We start from the raw sequence: 17,258 nt of genomic DNA, 5'->3' as shown, positions 1-17,258 counted from the left end.
CATCTTTTTCTTGCCACCCATAGGAATACAGGCTCTCATTCTCCAGCCTGCTTCATCAAAGTATCTCAGATCAATTTCTCCTTTTTTATCTCTAACTCCCATTCCGCAGCACTTTTTCTCAGACCCCTCTTCATTCTTTTTCATCTCATATCAAACTTTTTTATAGTTCTTTTAATTGTATCTTTACTGATTTTATAGTCCCATTCTTTCTCTATTTTAATTTGGACATTCTTTAGATTTTTAGGCTCCTCTTTTACCCACTCTTTTACTTGTTTTTCTTGTTCTTTTGTTAACTTTGGCTTTCTGCCTCGACCCGCACGATCATACAGCCCTAACAATTTATTTTCTTCCCAAGAACTAAACCAATTGTAAATTGTCTTTCTTGTTACTTCAAATATTTTCATTAGCTCTTTTATTGGCGTTCCTTTTAAGCTCAATAGAAGGCACTTTGCACGTTGTCTTGTTTGATGATGCTTACTTTGCTTGTAAATGCGTTCTAGCATTTTCTTTGTGTCCCAACTTAAATCACAAATAAACTTCATAGTCATCTCTTTTTTGATTTTTTATATGGTATCATTACTTTTGATTTAGGCTATTATAGCACTTGTCTGTATAGGTAATTAATTTTGCATGACTACTTATAGTCAACTGCTATTTAATATTTGTCACGAAGTATTAAGGACTGGAAAGCGAGGTCGTCCCACCAAAGTATTACCGAAGGGTCTTGTGGTAAGACTAAAAAATAAGAGTAGTAAACGTCGAGATTCTGAGGGTAAACTCAAGAAAGTAGAAACTCCGAAACCAGAACATCCAGAGACAACAGAAAAACCAGAAGAAAAGGACATCCATGCCAACCACGTTGAGGCATTGAATAGTGCTATCCGACGCTATTTAGCCGCCTTCGTCGTCGTACAAATACTTATGCTAAATCTGTTGTGGGATTACAGCGAGTCCTAGATATTTTCTGGATGGTTCATAACTTTGTTCGCAGCCATTTTACTACTAGAGAAGTTCCTGCTGTAGCTCTCGGTATAATTGAAAAAGAGTTAACTTGGGAGGACTTACTTCAAATTCGCCTGATTTGTTGAACCTCCCGTATTGCAACGTTTGTAGCTTCTAGCTAGACGATACCAGTGCCCTTTTTCTGTATTAGTTAAAATTTAAAACTGCGATCGCCGTTATCTTGTTGATTCATGTTTAAAAACGCGATCGTTTTGGCTTTTGAAAGTACGATCACTTTGGCTTTTGATTACGATCGTCTTCATAATGCGAGCCAGTGCTTATTCTCTCCTTAAAAAAGTGACTTCTGCGTCATTATTCAGTAATGGATAAATGCTTTAAAATTTTAACAATTTGTTCTTCTGTGTGAGTTTGACGCTCAGATAACACTGCTAATTGATGATAATAATCAGCTTGAACTTCGTAGAAATTGGATTGTGCTGCCGCAATTCTGTCCAAATATTGATATAGTTGACCTCGTTCTGCTCGTCGTTCTTCTCACTCTGCTGCGATCACCTCTCGCTCAGTTGCCATTGCATCGGATAAGGCCGCAATAGATTTGGGATTAGACTCGATTAGTTGTTTCAATTGGTCATCAGTCATAAGAATTACAGTGAACGATTTAATGAATATTGATTATTTGTCTATCATAGCATTGAAGAAAGTTCTGCTTTTCAAGAAAGATTTTGGGGGACAAAACGCGATCGCTCTTGATTAATTTTTTAAAAACTGCGATCTCATGTTTTTGTTATAGCGTGATCGCTGTCACATTGTTGATTGAACTTTAAAATTGCCATTGCTTGGGATAGGAACGCAAAGGGAGATCGCTTTTTGTGGATGAGGAGGGGCGATCGCCTATTACAGCTGATTACAGGCAATTACAACTGTGATCACAACCAATGGAGAAATAGAACTTAATTGAAAAGATTATATTTAATAATACAATAAATAGCTTGTACTCCATCTTTCCAGCCAATTTTTTTCCCCTCTTTATAGGTTCTACCATAATAGGAAATTCCCACTTCATAAATCCGACAATTCAGCTTGGCAACCTTGGCTGTAATTTCTGGCTCAAAACCAAAACGAGATTCCTGAATATTGATCGATTGAATAATTTCTCGACGAAAAGCTTTATAGCAAGTTTCCATATCCGTCAGATTAATATTGGTAAACATATTAGATAAAGTTGTTAAAAAAGCATTACCAAGACGATGCCAATAATAAACAACGCGATGGGGTTTTCCGCCTTGAAAACGTGAGCCAAAGACCACATCTGCTTTACCCTTAAGAATCGGTTCAATCATGAGAGGAAATTCCTGAGGATCATATTCCAAATCAGCATCTTGCACAATGACAATATCCCCCATTGCCGAGGAAAAACCCGTCTTCAAAGCGGCTCCTTTGCCTTTATTTTTGGGATGGTAAATAACTTGATCGACTAACGGCTCAATTTTAGTCGTTAATAACTCCCTCGTCCCATCCCTAGAGCCATCATCAACAATAATAATTTCACAATTTTTAATCGGTGAATCTTTCACGGCATAAACGACTTTTTCAATAGTATTAACTTCGTTATAACAGGGAATAATGACGGATAATTTCATAATAGCGATCAGCGGTTTGTTGCCAGTTCCAATATTGTTGGGCAAAAGCTGCCACGGTCGTTCTCAACTGAGTTAGTTTAGCATGATCTTGTAATATCTCCCTAATCCCTGCTGACCAGCATTGTACTACATCGCCAGATTCAACGGTTTCTGAAAAAATCAATGACTCGGCAGCTAAACAAGCTTTAGCGGTTTCTGTTCCCACCATGACTGGCGTACCACAAGCCATCGCCTCCTGCACCACTAAGGGAAACCCTTCTCCTTTACTCGGCAAGATGAGTAGATCTGCTACCTGATAGATTGGCGTTAGTTGGCTACTTTGGAGATCGGAAAAAACCCGAATATTAGGACGTTGCCAACTGTTCGGATCGAGGGAACCCCAACCGGCAAATAACCAATAAACGTCTGGAAATTGTTGCGTTAATGCTCGTAAGATCAGCAATCCTTTTTTTTCCACAAACCGTCCAACAAAAAGAAAAATTGGCTGCTCAAGGGGTAAATTTAACTGTTGCCGATGATTGAGGCGATCGCCTTCATCGGTGGGGCAAAAGATACTGGTTTCAACTCCATTGGGAATCAATAAAGCTGGCTGACAAAACCTGGTTTTCTTAGAAAAATATTTCTGCACAACATCACTAATAAAAATAGTTTGATCGGCATGACGAAGAATCCAGCAGCCTAGTGTCGCATTGAGAAAACTCAGGAGCCAACGAAAAAGAGGATTATTGTAGGGAATAAAGCCAATATGTTGGGTAATAATTAATCGCTTTTTTTGAATTCTTGCAAATAAAAAGGCTGTTAAATTACTGAAATAAAGATAATCGTGAATATGAATAATATCTGTATCCTTAACGAGCTTCCAAAGACGATAAAGGGCTGGAATTGTCCAGAGAGGATAGGGAATTTGCAATTTTTTTTCAATCCAATTATTGGCGGGCATTGGCATACACCAGAGTCCAGGTTGGTCGGGAGGAGGAGCATCCACATTACTGGCTAACCAAGTAATATCAATAGAACCAATTTTTAGTAAATAGTCAACCAGTTTACCGGCAACAATTTCCACCCCACCTCGATGATTTGGATAGTAATGAGTCACTAATAGTAATTTTATCGGTCTATCGGATCTATTCTTCATAGCTTGTCTCTGGTTCTGCCACTGAATCATTGATTGCACTGGATTTTAATTCTTTTTTTCTAAAACTCCAATTTCTGTGCAGCAGATAATTATAGGGCGTTAGGACAATAATTAGCAAAATATTTGCGTATAGATACCAGATTTTAACAAAATCTACCAGTAAATAAATAATAACTAGATTTAGAAAGTAACTGGATAACATCACACTATAATACTTCCACATTTCTCGCCAAAATAATTTGCGATGGGTTTGAAAGGTGTAATATTTATTGAGTGCGAAACCAATAAAGTTGGTGACAATAATACTAATAATCGTTGAAATTAGATAATTAATACCCAGAACCGAGGTTGACAAGTAAAGAATAACGAGACTAAGACCCGCACAAAAGCCTCCTACACCTAGAAATTTGAAGATCCGCAGATTAAGCAGATATTCTAAGGCGGCGATCGCTCGATTGAGGAAATTATCAATAGAATTAGTAGAATTAGAATTTTTAGAACGATTAGACATTATTTAAAGTTATTTAAAATTACTCAAATGCAGATAGGTTTAAATTTAAATTTAATCTTCTTCAATGGAAAGATTTAATAACTTGTTTTCGTACTTTTCCGCTAAAACGGCATAAAAAAGACCGCTAAAGAGGGTTTGACTACTCATTAAAATTAGAGCCATGCCTGTAATCGCTGGCCGAAAAGCATTCAAGTTGGCAAAATCGCCACTAACCCAGGCTTTAATTACTGAAAATTCTAGGGCTAATCCTGAAATCAAAAGCAGAGCAGTTAATAATAGAATCTTCTCTAAACTAACCCAACGAATGAGTTTTTCAATTTTGACAGATCGTTGTTTAACCCGATGGGTGAGCGTATAGAGATAGGCCAATAATCCCGTAAAGAGAATCTCATAACCAATCAAAAATAGTAAAGCAGCTACCACAATCCAGTGATCGTTAAACAGGAAGCCAGCAAAATTTACCGGTTGACCCTCCGGCGTTAAATTAAGAGCGATCGCTAAAATTCCACCCACTAATAAACAGAAAAGCCCTGGGATCCAATAGATAAACTTAGGAGCAAATAATAAGATATATTTTAAATGTCGCCAACCATCTGACCAGGTTTTTAAGTGGGGACGGCGATCGCGGCCATCCTTATGTAAAGTAATTGGAATTTCAGTCGTTCTTAAGCGTAAAATTGAAGACTTTACCAACATTTCTGAGGCGAATTCCATCCCCGTTGATTCCATTTGCATCTGTAAAAAAGCAGATTTTGTAAAAGCTCGCATTCCACAATTGACATCAGAAAAGGAAGCCTGAAAGAGTAAATTAACGATAGCGGTTAAAACGGGAGTTCCTAAATAGCGATGTTTCCAAGGCATCGCCCCAGGCATAATCCGTCCCTTCAGACGAGTTCCCATACAAAGTTCATAACCCAATTCCAATTTTTCAACCATGGCTTGAGCTTCCCGAAAATCATAGGAATCATCGGAATCTCCCATGACAATATAATTCCCTTTTGCGGCTCGAATACCCCAAATCAAAGCGGCACCATAACCACGAACGGGAACATTAACCACTCGCGCACCTAATGATTCTGCCAGGTCTTGAGAACCATCGGTTGAACCATTATCGGCAATAATTACTTCTCCGGGTAAGTTGAGATTATGAATCGTTTCTTGAGCTTTTTTAATACAGGCAGGTAAGGTTTTAATTTCATTGAGGCAGGGCATTACTATTGAGATTTCAGGCTGGCTGGCAAGTTGATTCATTAGTTACTCAATAAGGATGTTAGCTAGGATTGTATTTTAGCCGGCGGCAGAATGACGCGGGAAGCACATTGTTCCTTAATATATTCAGGACTAATTTTGAATTCAGCCCGAATAGAATAGTTGCGAGGGGGATGAAATTGAGAGTTATATAAAAAAGTATGGGGAGATAGATCGACTAAACAATATTTTTGTTGATCTTCTAACTGTTGCATAATTTGGGGGTCAAGCACAGAACTCATATAGGATGCTAAAAAATTTGTCCGAGGATAGGTGTAGTCCCAGCGAGTCATCGTGACAAATAAAATGAGAACTGAGGTAGCCACTAAGCCAAAGGTATTAGGATTAATCCATTTTATCGACTTCAGAGTATCTTGTTCTTGAATAATTAAAAATAGATTTAGGGCAATTAGCACCATGATCCAATACATATAGTAGCGAAGTTGGTAGGAAAATGGTTGTAAAAAAGTTAAAGTTGAGATCAGGAAAAATAGACCCAGGGCAAAGTTAGTTTCCTTTGTCCTACGACGACATAAAAATAAGAATAAAACAACGTTAAAAATGACATAAATTGCAAAATAGCCCCCCATACCAAAGGAATCACTGTTGAGTGGTACAAAATCCATGGCAATTGTCCAGGGCAACGGTCGTTGAGGATCAAAAGCTCCAATTTCTAGTAGGGAATAGATCCATCGTTGTAGAGATGACATTGCTTGTAACTTTGGTGACAAATAATCAGCAGAGGGCGTAATGGCATGATTAAGAATCCAGCTTCCTAGGCTAATTTTTAAGGGATAGAAAGGATTTTGATATTGAATAACATTGATAAATTCTGTTGCAAAAATAATGATTCCTGAAATCAAGCTGATCAAAAAGAATTGAAAGATCTTTAAAGGGTTAATATTCTTTTGATCTAAAGCAGTAACAATGATTTTGGCTAAAGCAAGGATAAAAAAGATAACTACCATTGGCACTAATAAGAATTTAGTATTAGCCGCTAAAAATCCCCCCAAGGTAAATACACCAATATTGCGCCAATTAAGAAAATTTTCTCGGCAATAGAGTAAGTAAGTCATTAAGATCACAATGGCAACACCTACATTCCCGATCAAATCCACGTAACAGGCCGTAGCAGCAATATGAATAAGAGGAACCGCTAAAATAGCGATCGCGCTAAGGTATAAGGGAATTTTTAAATAAATTTTGAGAAAAACTAAGTATAAAACTAGACTAAAAAAACTGACTAAATTGGCTGCCTGTGGATTATTAATTCCGGCCATTGACCAGAACAAACCCTGTAGGAAATTGGCTAATTTGGGAAAACTTTCATACATGAGTTCCCGCTCATAATCCATCAAATAATGCTCTGGGCCAACTAAGTGCCAGAGACGGGCGGCAAAGGGGAGTTGATACATCCATGTATCTCCATTGCCATCTACTCGAATCAGGGATCTAATCAGGAGAAACGACATAAAAACCAAGGTAATAAATTTTAAGCTATTACCAATGGTTAAATATCTCAGGAAAGTGGTTTGATAAAGTCGGATAAAAAGAGGCGATCGCGAAAGGATTAAGCCTAACCCTCCTGCCCATAACATTAGACGGAATAAACGTAACAAATGACCATTAATATATCCTAAGTAGCCAATCAAACCGGCCATGAGTGCGAGAGCAATGAGTCCCAATCCCAAAGCAAAGAGGCGATCTCTTTGGATTTTAGTCGTCAGAAAAGAGAGTTTATCATTAAGATTAAGGTAGCCTAGGGATACTAAACCTAAAAAGGCTAGAACAACCACTCCCATCACAAAGCTAATCATTGGGATGATCACGGCCCCTTCCTCCATTTTTGATACGCTAAATACATATTTAATGATCTAAATAAAAGTTATTAAAATAATTTAACATCGTTAATCTAACACAGTAAGTAGCTGGTTACAATTAAATATAAAACGTGGGATGGGCATCCTGCCCGTCCACAGGCTAGAAGCCTGTTCTACTATCTAACAATTAATTAGGGCTTGCTGAAAAAAGCTGAAACCTTTACGGAGAAAAATAGTAGGCGAATTAAGAACCGCTAGAATGCACGAAAATAGGGTAGAATGCCTCAAAACCATTGCATTAAGAAGAGAGAAAGCAGATGTACCGAAAACAACAGTACTCAATTGAAACACCAGAAAACTTGAAAAATCTGTTCGGCGGGCAGTTAGACGAAGAAAATCGTTGGATAGAAATGTCAAAAATGATTCCCTGGGAAGAATATGAGGAAGAATATGCAAAAAACTTCACAGAAAAAAAAGGAGCCCCAGCCAAATCATTTAGAATGGCATTAGGAGCATTAATTATCAAAGAAATTTCAGGAAAAAGTGACAGAGAAACAGTAGAACAAATAAAAGAGAACCCTTATTTACAGTACTTTATAGGAATGGAAAGCTATAGTAGCAAAGAAGCATTTAGTGCGTCAATGATGGTTCATTTTCGTAAAAAAATAGGAATGGAATTAATAAATAAAATTAATAAAGAAATAGAAAAAAAAGCGACGGGTGTAGCGTCAGAAAAAAAAGAAAATGAAGGAAAGTTATTGTTAGATGCGACTTGTACACCAGCAGATATAAAATATCCAACGGATATAGGAATATTGAATGATGCCAGAGAAAAAACAGAAAAAATAATAGATAAGCTGTATGAAGAAATAAAAGAGAAAAGGAAAGAAAAGCCGAGGACTTATAGGGAAGTGGCAAGAAAAGAGTACTTAGCCATAGCAAAAAAACGTCGTGTGTCAAAAAAAGAAAGAAGAAAAGGAACAAAAAAACAACTAGGATATATAAAAAGAAACTTGTCTCATATAGAAAAAATGATAGAAGAGGGAGCAAAGTTAGAAAAACTAACGAAAAAAGAGCAAGAAGAGCTTGTAACGATAGGAAAAGTGTATGAGCAACAGTTAGAAATGTATGAAAAAAAGACAAATAAAGTAGAAAACAGAATCGTGAGTGTAAGCCAACCTCACGTGCGTCCAATAGTGCGTGGAAAAGCGGGAAAAGCAGTAGAGTTTGGAGCTAAAATATCGGCAAGTAATGTGAATGGCTTTGTCTTCTTAGACAAATTAAGTTGGGATAATTACAACGAATCGGGAGATTTACAAGCGCGAATAGAAGAATATAAAAGGGAAACAGGATGTTATCCGGAATCGGTTCATGTGGATAAAATCTATCGAACAAAAGCGAATCGAGCTTATTGTAAAGAAAGGGATATAAGAATGAGTGGTCCCCGATTGGGAAGACCGCCGAAAGAGGTGAGCAAAGAAAAAAAGAAAGAGGCACGCTCAGATGAAAGAGTGCGTAATGCCATTGAGGGTAAATTCGGACAGGGAAAGAGGAAATTTAGTCTTGGTCGAGTGATGGCCAAACTACCTGAGACCTCGGAAACGGTAATTGCGATGAACTTTTTGGTAATGAATCTTTCTACTCTACTTCAGAAGACAAAAAGTAAAAAGTTGTAGAGTCGTTTTTCTTGTGAAAAATGGTGTTAATTTTCCTCTCTTTTGTGAGGAGTGATTTGTGTTGACCTTTTTAGACAGAAAGGAACAATAGATTAAACAAAATCTGTATTTTGATTTGTTTCCATAAGGATAAGTTATCTATGCTTTTTCAGTCCATACTTCCCTAACCCACATTTCTTTCGTTTTTTGACTTTTTCAGCAAGCCCTAATTAAGCCCACTTACTTAGTATAAATAGAAATAACGCTAATTTATATAATTAGATGACCGAATATTGGTGATTTTGTTGACTTTTACGCCTTGAACAGAAAGACTCTCATCACTTGTTCCATTTTGAAATTCAAAATAAAGGGTGATAGTCGAAGTTTCTGGTAAATCGATGATCCAGTCTCGATAGGTTGAGGCTAATAAATGACTGTAAGCATGGTACTGAAAAAGAACTTTGTTATCTTTCTTGACTCCACACATCAAAGCATTATTAGTCCCTAGGGCGGTAAAATCAACGTCAATAATATAACGCCCTGGCTCAAAAACCAAGGGTTCTTTCAAAAAAGTTGAACCATCTGCCTCTTTCTTAAAATCTTGCGCTGCCAATACTGTATATTCTTGAAAGTGGAACGGTAACTGATAAGGAGTCTCTAAATAGCGATCGCGGTGAATATACAAATTATTCCGAATATTGGCACCAACTGGATAATCTTCGACCTTGGTCACTTCCTGATAGGTATTCAAATCGATCGCTATGTAGCCGAGATCCCGTAAAAAGTCTAAACAACGAGTGTCTTCCCGTTGGGTTTCTAGGATCAAGTGGGGTTTAGCTGTTTTTAAAGTATGGACTAGCCCTTTAATCGCATCCAATTCAGCCCCTTCAATATCCATTTTTAAGAGATTAGGCACTAATTGAGTATGGGTAATAAAATCATCTAAGGCCAAAGTTTTCACTTCGTAGGCAGAATCTTCTCCATATTCTTGATAAATACTATCATTCAGGTGATCGCCAAGATAAATTTTAACCGTTTGGCCAGAGGTATGATAAACAGCATTGTGAAAAAGTTGCACATTATTACAACCACTAAACACCAAATTGCGCTGAGTTTTATCAATAATGCGAGGACTTGCTTCAAAGGCACAAACAACGCCCTTAGGGCCGACCATGCGTGACATAAGCGTAGTCAAACCGGCAAAATTCGCGCCTACATCAAAGACGATATCGCCTGGTTTACAAAGATCCCGCAGAATAATTTGTACCGTTGGTTCCCAAAGATTTTCTTGATACCAGGGCGCAATTCCAAAAGGCGTTATATTCGTAATCTTCTGATCAATAAGCGTCAGTTGTTGCGATATTTCCAGCATTTGCTGATTCAGCTTAGTTATCTTTTGATCTAATGCTTGATTCTGTTGCTCAAGAGTCGAGATTCGTTGATTGATTGCTAGTTTTTTATCAATTTCTGGAGCTAGAATTTTAGCTAACTTGAACTTGATTTTGTCCTTAATAAAGGTGAACATTATTATTTTGCTCCTAAAAGATCGGTGAACCAAAGGAAAGCGTGTTGTTCATGACGATTATCATTAAAAATTCGATAGGTTGGCTGATGAGTCTGATCGCCGAGCCAAAGTTTTCGGTGTGCTTGCTCAACCTGTTCTATCTGTTTACGGGTTTCAAGGACAACAGAAAAAGGAGAAAAGCGAGACAATTTAGGAATCCAGTCTAGAGCCTGATAAGCATTTAATAGGGTTTTAATGCCACTTAAATATTTTAAGGCTTCGGATTCGGGATAGACCTCTTGCAGATACAGCCCCAAATAATAGGCCTGGTCTAAATCAGTACTGGTATGGTGACAGTAGGATTTACGATAGCCTAGACAATGGTATAGCAAATTCTCTACTTCTTCTGGCGATCGCTGACTAAAAGCATATTTCACCCCAGACAAGGTACGGTGCAAATACCAAGCTCGCATATCCTCTATTTCTATTGCCGGACTTTGGGTTGTACGCTCATCGGGATAATTCCAAAATAAACCTAGGTTGCGATCAACAAATTTACTCTTGATGTAGGGCATAACGCGATTTTTGAATTCCGTATCCCCTGCACCTCGGAAACTCTGATCGTAGTAACCACAGCGATCATGAATCGATTTACGGTACAAAGCTCCCACCCAAGACAAATAGCAGGTTTCTAGATAAACCAAATCCTGTTCATAGCCGGTACGATCATAGGCCATAATGTCGCTGACCCAACTGCCCTGGCGATCCACATTGGTGACTAAGCTATGGCCAATTACCCAGTCTAAACTGGCATCTTGGTCTAATTCCCTGGCCAAAATTTCTAAGCATTCCGGCAAAATGGTCTCATCCACACCCAGGAAGGCTAAATAAGGCGATCGCGCCAATTTAATTCCCCGATTCCAAGCCGCTTGAATGGTTTCCCTCTGGGGTGAACGGGCATACAAAATGGGATAGCCGAGTTCAGGAGCTAATTGTTGAAACACTTCATACTCGTTACCAGGAGAACCGCTATCCACTAAGACCACCTCCGCTTCTCCCCGTTTAATCAAGGTTTGATGCTGGAGAGTTCGCAAAAAGAAGGGTAATTTTTCAGCGGCCTTATATAAAGAGACAATAATGGTTGCCCGGTAATGGGACTGATCACGACGATCATCCCAGATTTCGTATTGTTCATCGGCGGGATTCTGTAAATGCGCCTGTCTGGCCTTTTCGATTAATTCTAAACAGTGAGTTTCTCGATCCGCCCCTGACCCATAGATGGCAGCGATCGCCTCCGCTTCTTTCACAAATCCCTTTTCTGTCAAAATCTTCAGAACTTTTGGTAAATCCCCAAATCGATCTTCTCCCAAGGCTCGCATCACCCGAATTTGATAGGTAGCTGTCACTAAGGTATTGCCCCGCAACTCTTCCAGACGAGCCAATTCTCGCCATAGCCTGACCCGATCAATGCGATAATTTGTGCTGAGTTTACCTCGTAACCCTTGTAATTCCGATTCATAACCAGACCCCAAACGCCAGAGCATTTGCACCTTAGCATCAAGATCCTTGCTGGTTTGTTCGTTAATATTAAACGTCTCTTTATATCGACCGACCAGATTTGGGGCTTTTAACAGTTGGGCTCGGCGATCATCTCCCAAGGGTCTTAAAATTTGGGACTTAATTTTTCCTTTAATCCGCTTGAGATTGTGTTTGAGTTCCTTAAGAGAAGGTTTAAGCTGGGCTTTTAACGGCTGGAGCCAGGATTGATTTTCCTGGGTGGCTTGCCAATAGCCCATTAACTGTTCATACCAAGCTTGTAATTCTGCTCTAACATCCGTCTCATAGTGACTAGGCTGCTGATAAATCTCGATTAAAGGAGGATCGCTAACAGTGGGATGAGAACTAAGAATACTATCTACCAATTGCCGACGATAATGGGAATAATCCGTTAATATCTGATCAACTTCCAGCAAACAAGCATAAATATTATCGAGATCTAGTTTGACAAAGGGAACTTGCGGAAAAGTTTCTGCCAAAAAGCGACAAACGCCGGCTCCACTGCCAATTACGGTTGGACAACCCGAAAATAAAGATTCTAGAGCAACTAAATTTAAAGTATCGTAGCGAGAGGGAACAAAAGTAATCCCATTTTGAGTAAATAAGGTCATTAACTCCTGATTCGTCTTTGGTGGTAGCAACTTCACTTGATTCCCACGATAGGCAAGCATCTCTTCTAAAAAGTGTTGAGAAGAAACCGTACTGCTGTCATTAAAACTATGGGGGCCAATAATGTTTGCTTGTTGATAATGATTGCGGGGCAACCACCAAACCAGATCGATAAAAATATCAGGCCCTTTGCGCTTTTCTGTACGACCGATAAAGTTTAAGGTTAGGGGTGAATGACTAGAAATACCTGTCACCGGCTTAGGTAAGTCAAAGAAATGAAGTGGATGATAATAATAAGCTGGAAAAGAACTCAATTCACGCCATTCATCAATGTAGCTCTTGCTAATGCCATAGCGTAAATCAACGGTGTCATATTGCTTACTTTCTTCAAGTACTAAGGGAATATTTTCTTGACTATAGCTGAACCAATCTAGGCGCAGAGTGGTGGAGATTTTTCCATGTAAGGAAAGGGCGATTTTTTCAAACCCAACCTGATGATAATTGAGAGCCGGACGCAGGAAAATTCCCCATTGTTCATAATCCGGAGAATCGATCAGATCAAACTGCATTCCTGCCACTGAAGCAGCAATATTACTGGCTCGAATAAAGGAACGATAAACCCACTTCGGGGGGTTAACATCAACAAAGTTATTGAGGTCAGTGAGAAAGTATTTTTCCTGGTAGGGAATGGGATAGGCGTTATTGGGGCGAGGAACCGCTTTTTTTTCCTGTTCGGTCAGGTAGTAGAAATCGATATGAGGATTTTTAAGAATTAGACTGCGATAAAAAGTTTGACCACCACCAACCTTGGCAAAGAGATCAAAATCTGTAATTAATACTTTCATGTAATTAAATTTAAAATTAAATCTAAATAGGTTTTATACAATTGACGATAATCGTAAGCCTTGGCAAATTCCTGTGCTTGTTGGCCTATTTTGTCTAAAACGTCAGGTTCTTGAATTAGCAGGCTAATTTGATCAGGATAATCATCTAACTTATCACAAATCAGACAGTTTACACCTGACTCAACGGGATAACCGCGAAAGGCGATCGCCGTTCCCAAGACCACTTTACCATAGGCCATCGCTTCAATGATTTTCACAGACATTCCAGTCCCCATTGTCAACGGTGCAAGTACAAGATTGGCTCTTTGATAGAGATAGACCAGGGATTGCTCAGAGACTTTCCCTAACGCCAAAAAGTTTCCTGATCTTTCACTTTGCCAACAACTCCCCACCACCACAAAATCAAACGCCAGAGTTTGTTCCTGACACCAAAGCTGTATTTGTTTGACGGCTTCTAGATTAGGCTGATGGTTACTGCCAATAAATAAGCAAAAAGGTCGCTCCCAATCAGGGGATAATGCCAAAAGCTCGTTCGGTCTAGCTAGGACTTTTTGACTGTTCAGAGTCTGCACTTTTTGAAGATCAACACCGACAGGAACACAGGAAGATTGAATACCATACTTCGCAAAAAATGCCTGATCATCAACAGATAACGTAATCACCGCATCAGCTTGGCGCAAAGCTTGTAATTCTTCCGTAAGCGCAATTTGAAATAGCATCGTATCGGGAGCAAGATTTTTGGCTAAAACATCATGAGCCGTTAAAAGCCAACGAACCTGCTTGCGATGACAAATTTTGTTAACACTTTCTGCCCAGAAAGGATATTCCAGAATCACCACATCAGCCCAATCAATAATAGTTTCAAGCCAATGTTGAAAATTGGGGTCTAAGCGAAATTGATAATAAATCCAAGGCAGCCAACTTTCGCTTCCTTCTGTGGGTATAATCGGCGAATTTAAGTGAGAATTGAGGTTAGAATCTTCAAAAAGAGAATACCAAGAACGATAGGCATCACCATAGGCTTTTTTCATCAGATCCCCAGGGGAAAATACAGAATCATGGTATTCATAACAAACTCCCGCTTGCCAACGCGATCGCTGTTCTCCGAGGGTAAAAAATCGCACTTCGTAGGATTGTTCTCGGAGGTAGTCCCATAGCATTCCGGTTCGTTGACTCGCTCCACTTTTGCGGTCTTGAATATTTCCCCAGGGATAAAGAATGGCGATCTTAGGGTGAGATTTTACCGCTTTTAACGACAGAGCTTTATTCCCTAAAATATCGAGACAAGCTTGATTGAGAGCTTGATTATAGCTGGCCTGACGAGTGCCTTTAGCTTCTATGGCTGCATTCCATGGTGCGATCGCATAAATGAGAGGATTTTGGGTCAACTCCTGGATTTTTTCTGCAAAAGCAGGATTTACAGTCAATAGTACTTTACATTGTTTCAGTAAATGAATTTCCCAATCTAGCTCTTGATGATCTAAGTCTTGAGAATTTACCAAAGCAGAGTGATAGGCATAGAGTTGAGAAACCTCCCCAATGACTGGCAACTGACCCAATCCTAGTTTTTTTAAGCAGGGCGAGTATAGGACAGAATCAATATAAACCAGATCCATTTTCAGGGTTGATAAAAGAGTGAATAGTTCAGTCGGAATACTTAAATAAGCGGAACTAACCCAGCTATTAAAAACAGTAGGACGTTGATAGAAACTATCTTCAATATAACGTTGATACTGTTCATCACTACAATCAGAAGGTTTTCCTAAGTTAGCTTGAGGTTCTAAAATCCAGCTACCTTGAAGTCCATAATGTTGGGTTGCCTGTCGCACAGATTGAGAAAATTCTTGCCAGTATTGCTTATCTAAATTCTGCTGCTGTCCATAGAAAACACCATAAACCTGATAACCACAGTGACAAAAATAGTTTAAAGCTCTAACTGAATTATCAGTATTACTACCATCCGTAATAATTGCTTCTCCCGCCATTAAGATTAAAATTTTAGACGTTTCTTGGGGCGATCGCTCTGGGTTATTGGAAGCCTGAATCGGTAAATTAATCTCAACAGTAGGAGGATTGAGTAGGCACTGAATAAGGAGATCGGGAGATTGTTGTTCTCGCCAATAAAGACTGAATTTCTGGGCTGCTTCAGTAAAACTAGACAAATTATCAATAAGACGAATAACCGCCTGGGGTAATTGCTGTGGCTCGGCATAAATACTGGCTCTAGATTGATCAACCTGTTGAGCTAACCAACTTCCCTCTGGAACCACCACTGGCTTACCGGCGGCTAAAGCTTCCGTTAAAACTCCCGAAGTTCGTTGATAATTCTGAGGGTTGTAGGGCAGAATAACAATATCGGCGGAAGCGAGTAACTGATAATATTCCGCCGTTGATATGGGGTTGTGAATGAGTTTAACCTTACTTTCCGGGTACTGAGCCAAGGCTAATTTAGCTTCAAGAATGCCGATTTCTCCTCCCTGAACATTGTAATTAGACTGAATAGTAAAAAACACTTTTCCTACACTTAAATATTGGGGCCACAGAGCCGCCACTAAAGCAGGCAAATGCTGATAGCCTTTTTCGGGGCGAGCATCTCCTAAATAAACAATATGAATCGCTGTTTTTTCCTTTTTTTGCAGGGGAAGAGAAACCGCTAGTTGTTCTTGGCGAAAGGGAATAGGAATACGACTAAATTGAATGGGGCTGAGTTGATTATGGCGATAGGCAAGATTTTCAGTATCGGTATAAAAGCGTATTTTGGTCGGCCATAGTTGACTTTCAGAGTAAGCCTGAAGACATTTTTTCAGTCCCATGCCTTTAGCCTGTAGCACTAGAGGATCTTCAGTATCTCTTCTCAGTAAAATATGATAGGTTGGCAGCAAAGCGCGATCGCCGTTAATTAGCCAATAATAAAGTTCTTCTAATTGTTCAATGCCTAAGGTATGAATAAAAACATGATCTCCATAGTTTAAACTTAAGCTTGGTAACACTTGAGCTAACGTTTCAGCAAAGCCTAAGCATTGTTTTCTCTGCGGCTTAGAATTATTAAGGTAACTTAAAAATTTAATAAAAATCTTGTTGATCAGCTTTCCTCCTAAAAGCAACAAACCCCCAACTATTTTGAGTAATCGCCAGAAAGTATTAGCAAAAGGAATTTTGGTTAATAATTGCAGATCTTGCTGGAAACCTTGACTTAAACGTTCTAAACTTCCTTCTATTTTTTCAATTAAAATTGCCCAACGAGGATAGGTTAAACGTAGAGCATATAATTGGAAAGCGTTGTGATTTCTTTGTTTTTTACCAATTAAAAAAAGCTGCTTAAAAACTTCTATATTTTGTTCAAATGGTAATCTAAAGTTATTATTTTCCTGAGACTTATTTAAAGTTGGCTGATTAAACCAATCTACCTCAAAAGCTGGAATAACTTGAATATTCTCTGTTTGTAAAGATTGAGAAAAAGAACGATTAGCAATAATGATCGGTTGATATCCAGCTCTTGCGGCAGCCTCTGCAACAGAGATACTACACTCATAATGATGACCCTGTAAGTTACATAAAGAATGATCAATAATGATAAATTTGTTCATTTATTTTAAAGGGGCAAAAAGGAAAATAAAAGGGAGGCAAAAAAACAATTGAAGATAAAAACGCTAAGATCTGAACCAATTATCTATGCCAAAGATTCCTTAATTGCCAAAATTTACTGCTTTTCATCGCCACAATTTCTGTCTGGGCTGTTTTTTGATCAACCTTAAGATTTTCTACAATTAC

10 protein-coding genes and 2 pseudogenes are annotated in these 17,258 nt (G+C 38.8%); 3 read left to right on the top strand and 9 right to left on the bottom strand.

Annotated elements, in window-relative coordinates; translation table 11 throughout:
* Window positions 1-21 precede the first annotated feature (21 nt).
* Window positions 22-542, bottom strand: a pseudogene (locus KA717_09755) (helix-turn-helix domain-containing protein).
* An 88-nt stretch (window positions 543-630) separates the two neighbouring features.
* On the opposite strand from KA717_09755, the gene KA717_09750 reads away from it, so the two are divergent.
* The gene (locus KA717_09750) at window positions 631-957 is read left to right on the top strand and encodes a hypothetical protein (GenBank protein ID UXE62946.1); all 327 of its coding nucleotides are present in this window, start codon (window positions 631-633) and stop codon (window positions 955-957) included.
* Window positions 936-1,088 (top strand): hypothetical protein, encoded by a 153-nt coding sequence (locus KA717_09745; protein ID UXE62945.1) that lies wholly within the window; start codon window positions 936-938, stop codon window positions 1,086-1,088. The genes KA717_09750 and KA717_09745 overlap by 22 nt, the downstream gene beginning before the upstream one ends.
* An 825-nt stretch (window positions 1,089-1,913) precedes the next feature.
* Here the strand turns inward: KA717_09745 and KA717_09740 are convergent.
* The 5 genes from KA717_09740 to KA717_09720 form a co-directional block, all read right to left on the bottom strand.
* Window positions 1,914-2,603, bottom strand: a complete 690-nt coding sequence (locus tag KA717_09740; protein ID UXE62944.1) for a glycosyltransferase family 2 protein — start codon at window positions 2,601-2,603, stop codon at window positions 1,914-1,916.
* Window positions 2,572-3,699: a glycosyltransferase family 4 protein gene (locus KA717_09735; GenBank protein ID UXE62943.1), complete on the bottom strand. Its 1,128-nt coding sequence runs from the start codon at window positions 3,697-3,699 to the stop codon at window positions 2,572-2,574. Before KA717_09735 ends, KA717_09740 begins: the two co-directional genes overlap by 32 nt.
* 28 nt (window positions 3,700-3,727) lie before the next feature.
* Complete coding sequence (locus tag KA717_09730; protein ID UXE62942.1) at window positions 3,728-4,249, bottom strand: GtrA family protein; 522 nt, start codon at window positions 4,247-4,249, stop codon at window positions 3,728-3,730.
* Between the two features lie 51 nt (window positions 4,250-4,300).
* Complete coding sequence (locus tag KA717_09725) at window positions 4,301-5,461, bottom strand: glycosyltransferase family 2 protein (protein UXE62941.1); 1,161 nt, start codon at window positions 5,459-5,461, stop codon at window positions 4,301-4,303.
* 62 nt (window positions 5,462-5,523) lie between these two features.
* A complete protein-coding gene (locus KA717_09720) occupies window positions 5,524-7,341 on the bottom strand; it encodes a hypothetical protein (protein UXE62940.1) in 1,818 nt (605 codons plus the stop codon).
* A 293-nt stretch (window positions 7,342-7,634) separates the two neighbouring features.
* Between KA717_09720 and KA717_09715 the strand changes: the two are divergent.
* Window positions 7,635-8,972: pseudogene (locus KA717_09715) on the top strand (IS5 family transposase).
* 265 nt (window positions 8,973-9,237) lie between these two features.
* On the opposite strand, the gene KA717_09710 reads toward KA717_09715, so the two are convergent.
* From KA717_09710 to KA717_09700, 3 genes are read right to left on the bottom strand one after another with little or no spacing between them, the layout of a single operon-like run.
* Window positions 9,238-10,497 (bottom strand): FkbM family methyltransferase, encoded by a 1,260-nt coding sequence (locus KA717_09710; GenBank protein ID UXE62939.1) that lies wholly within the window; start codon window positions 10,495-10,497, stop codon window positions 9,238-9,240.
* A gap of 2 nt (window positions 10,498-10,499) precedes the next feature.
* Window positions 10,500-13,487, bottom strand: a complete 2,988-nt coding sequence (locus KA717_09705; GenBank protein UXE62938.1) for a glycosyltransferase — start codon at window positions 13,485-13,487, stop codon at window positions 10,500-10,502.
* Window positions 13,484-17,074, bottom strand: coding sequence for a glycosyltransferase (locus tag KA717_09700; protein UXE62937.1), 3,591 nt, complete (start codon window positions 17,072-17,074; stop codon window positions 13,484-13,486). Before KA717_09700 ends, KA717_09705 begins: the two co-directional genes overlap by 4 nt.
* Between the last annotated feature and the right edge of the window lie 184 nt (window positions 17,075-17,258).

It is taken from the genome of Woronichinia naegeliana WA131 (genome assembly GCA_025370055.1).
Classification (GTDB): Bacteria; Cyanobacteriota; Cyanobacteriia; order Cyanobacteriales; family Microcystaceae; genus Woronichinia; species Woronichinia naegeliana.
Note: the sequence above shows the minus strand (reverse complement) of the source record. Positions and strands in the feature narration are given on the sequence as shown.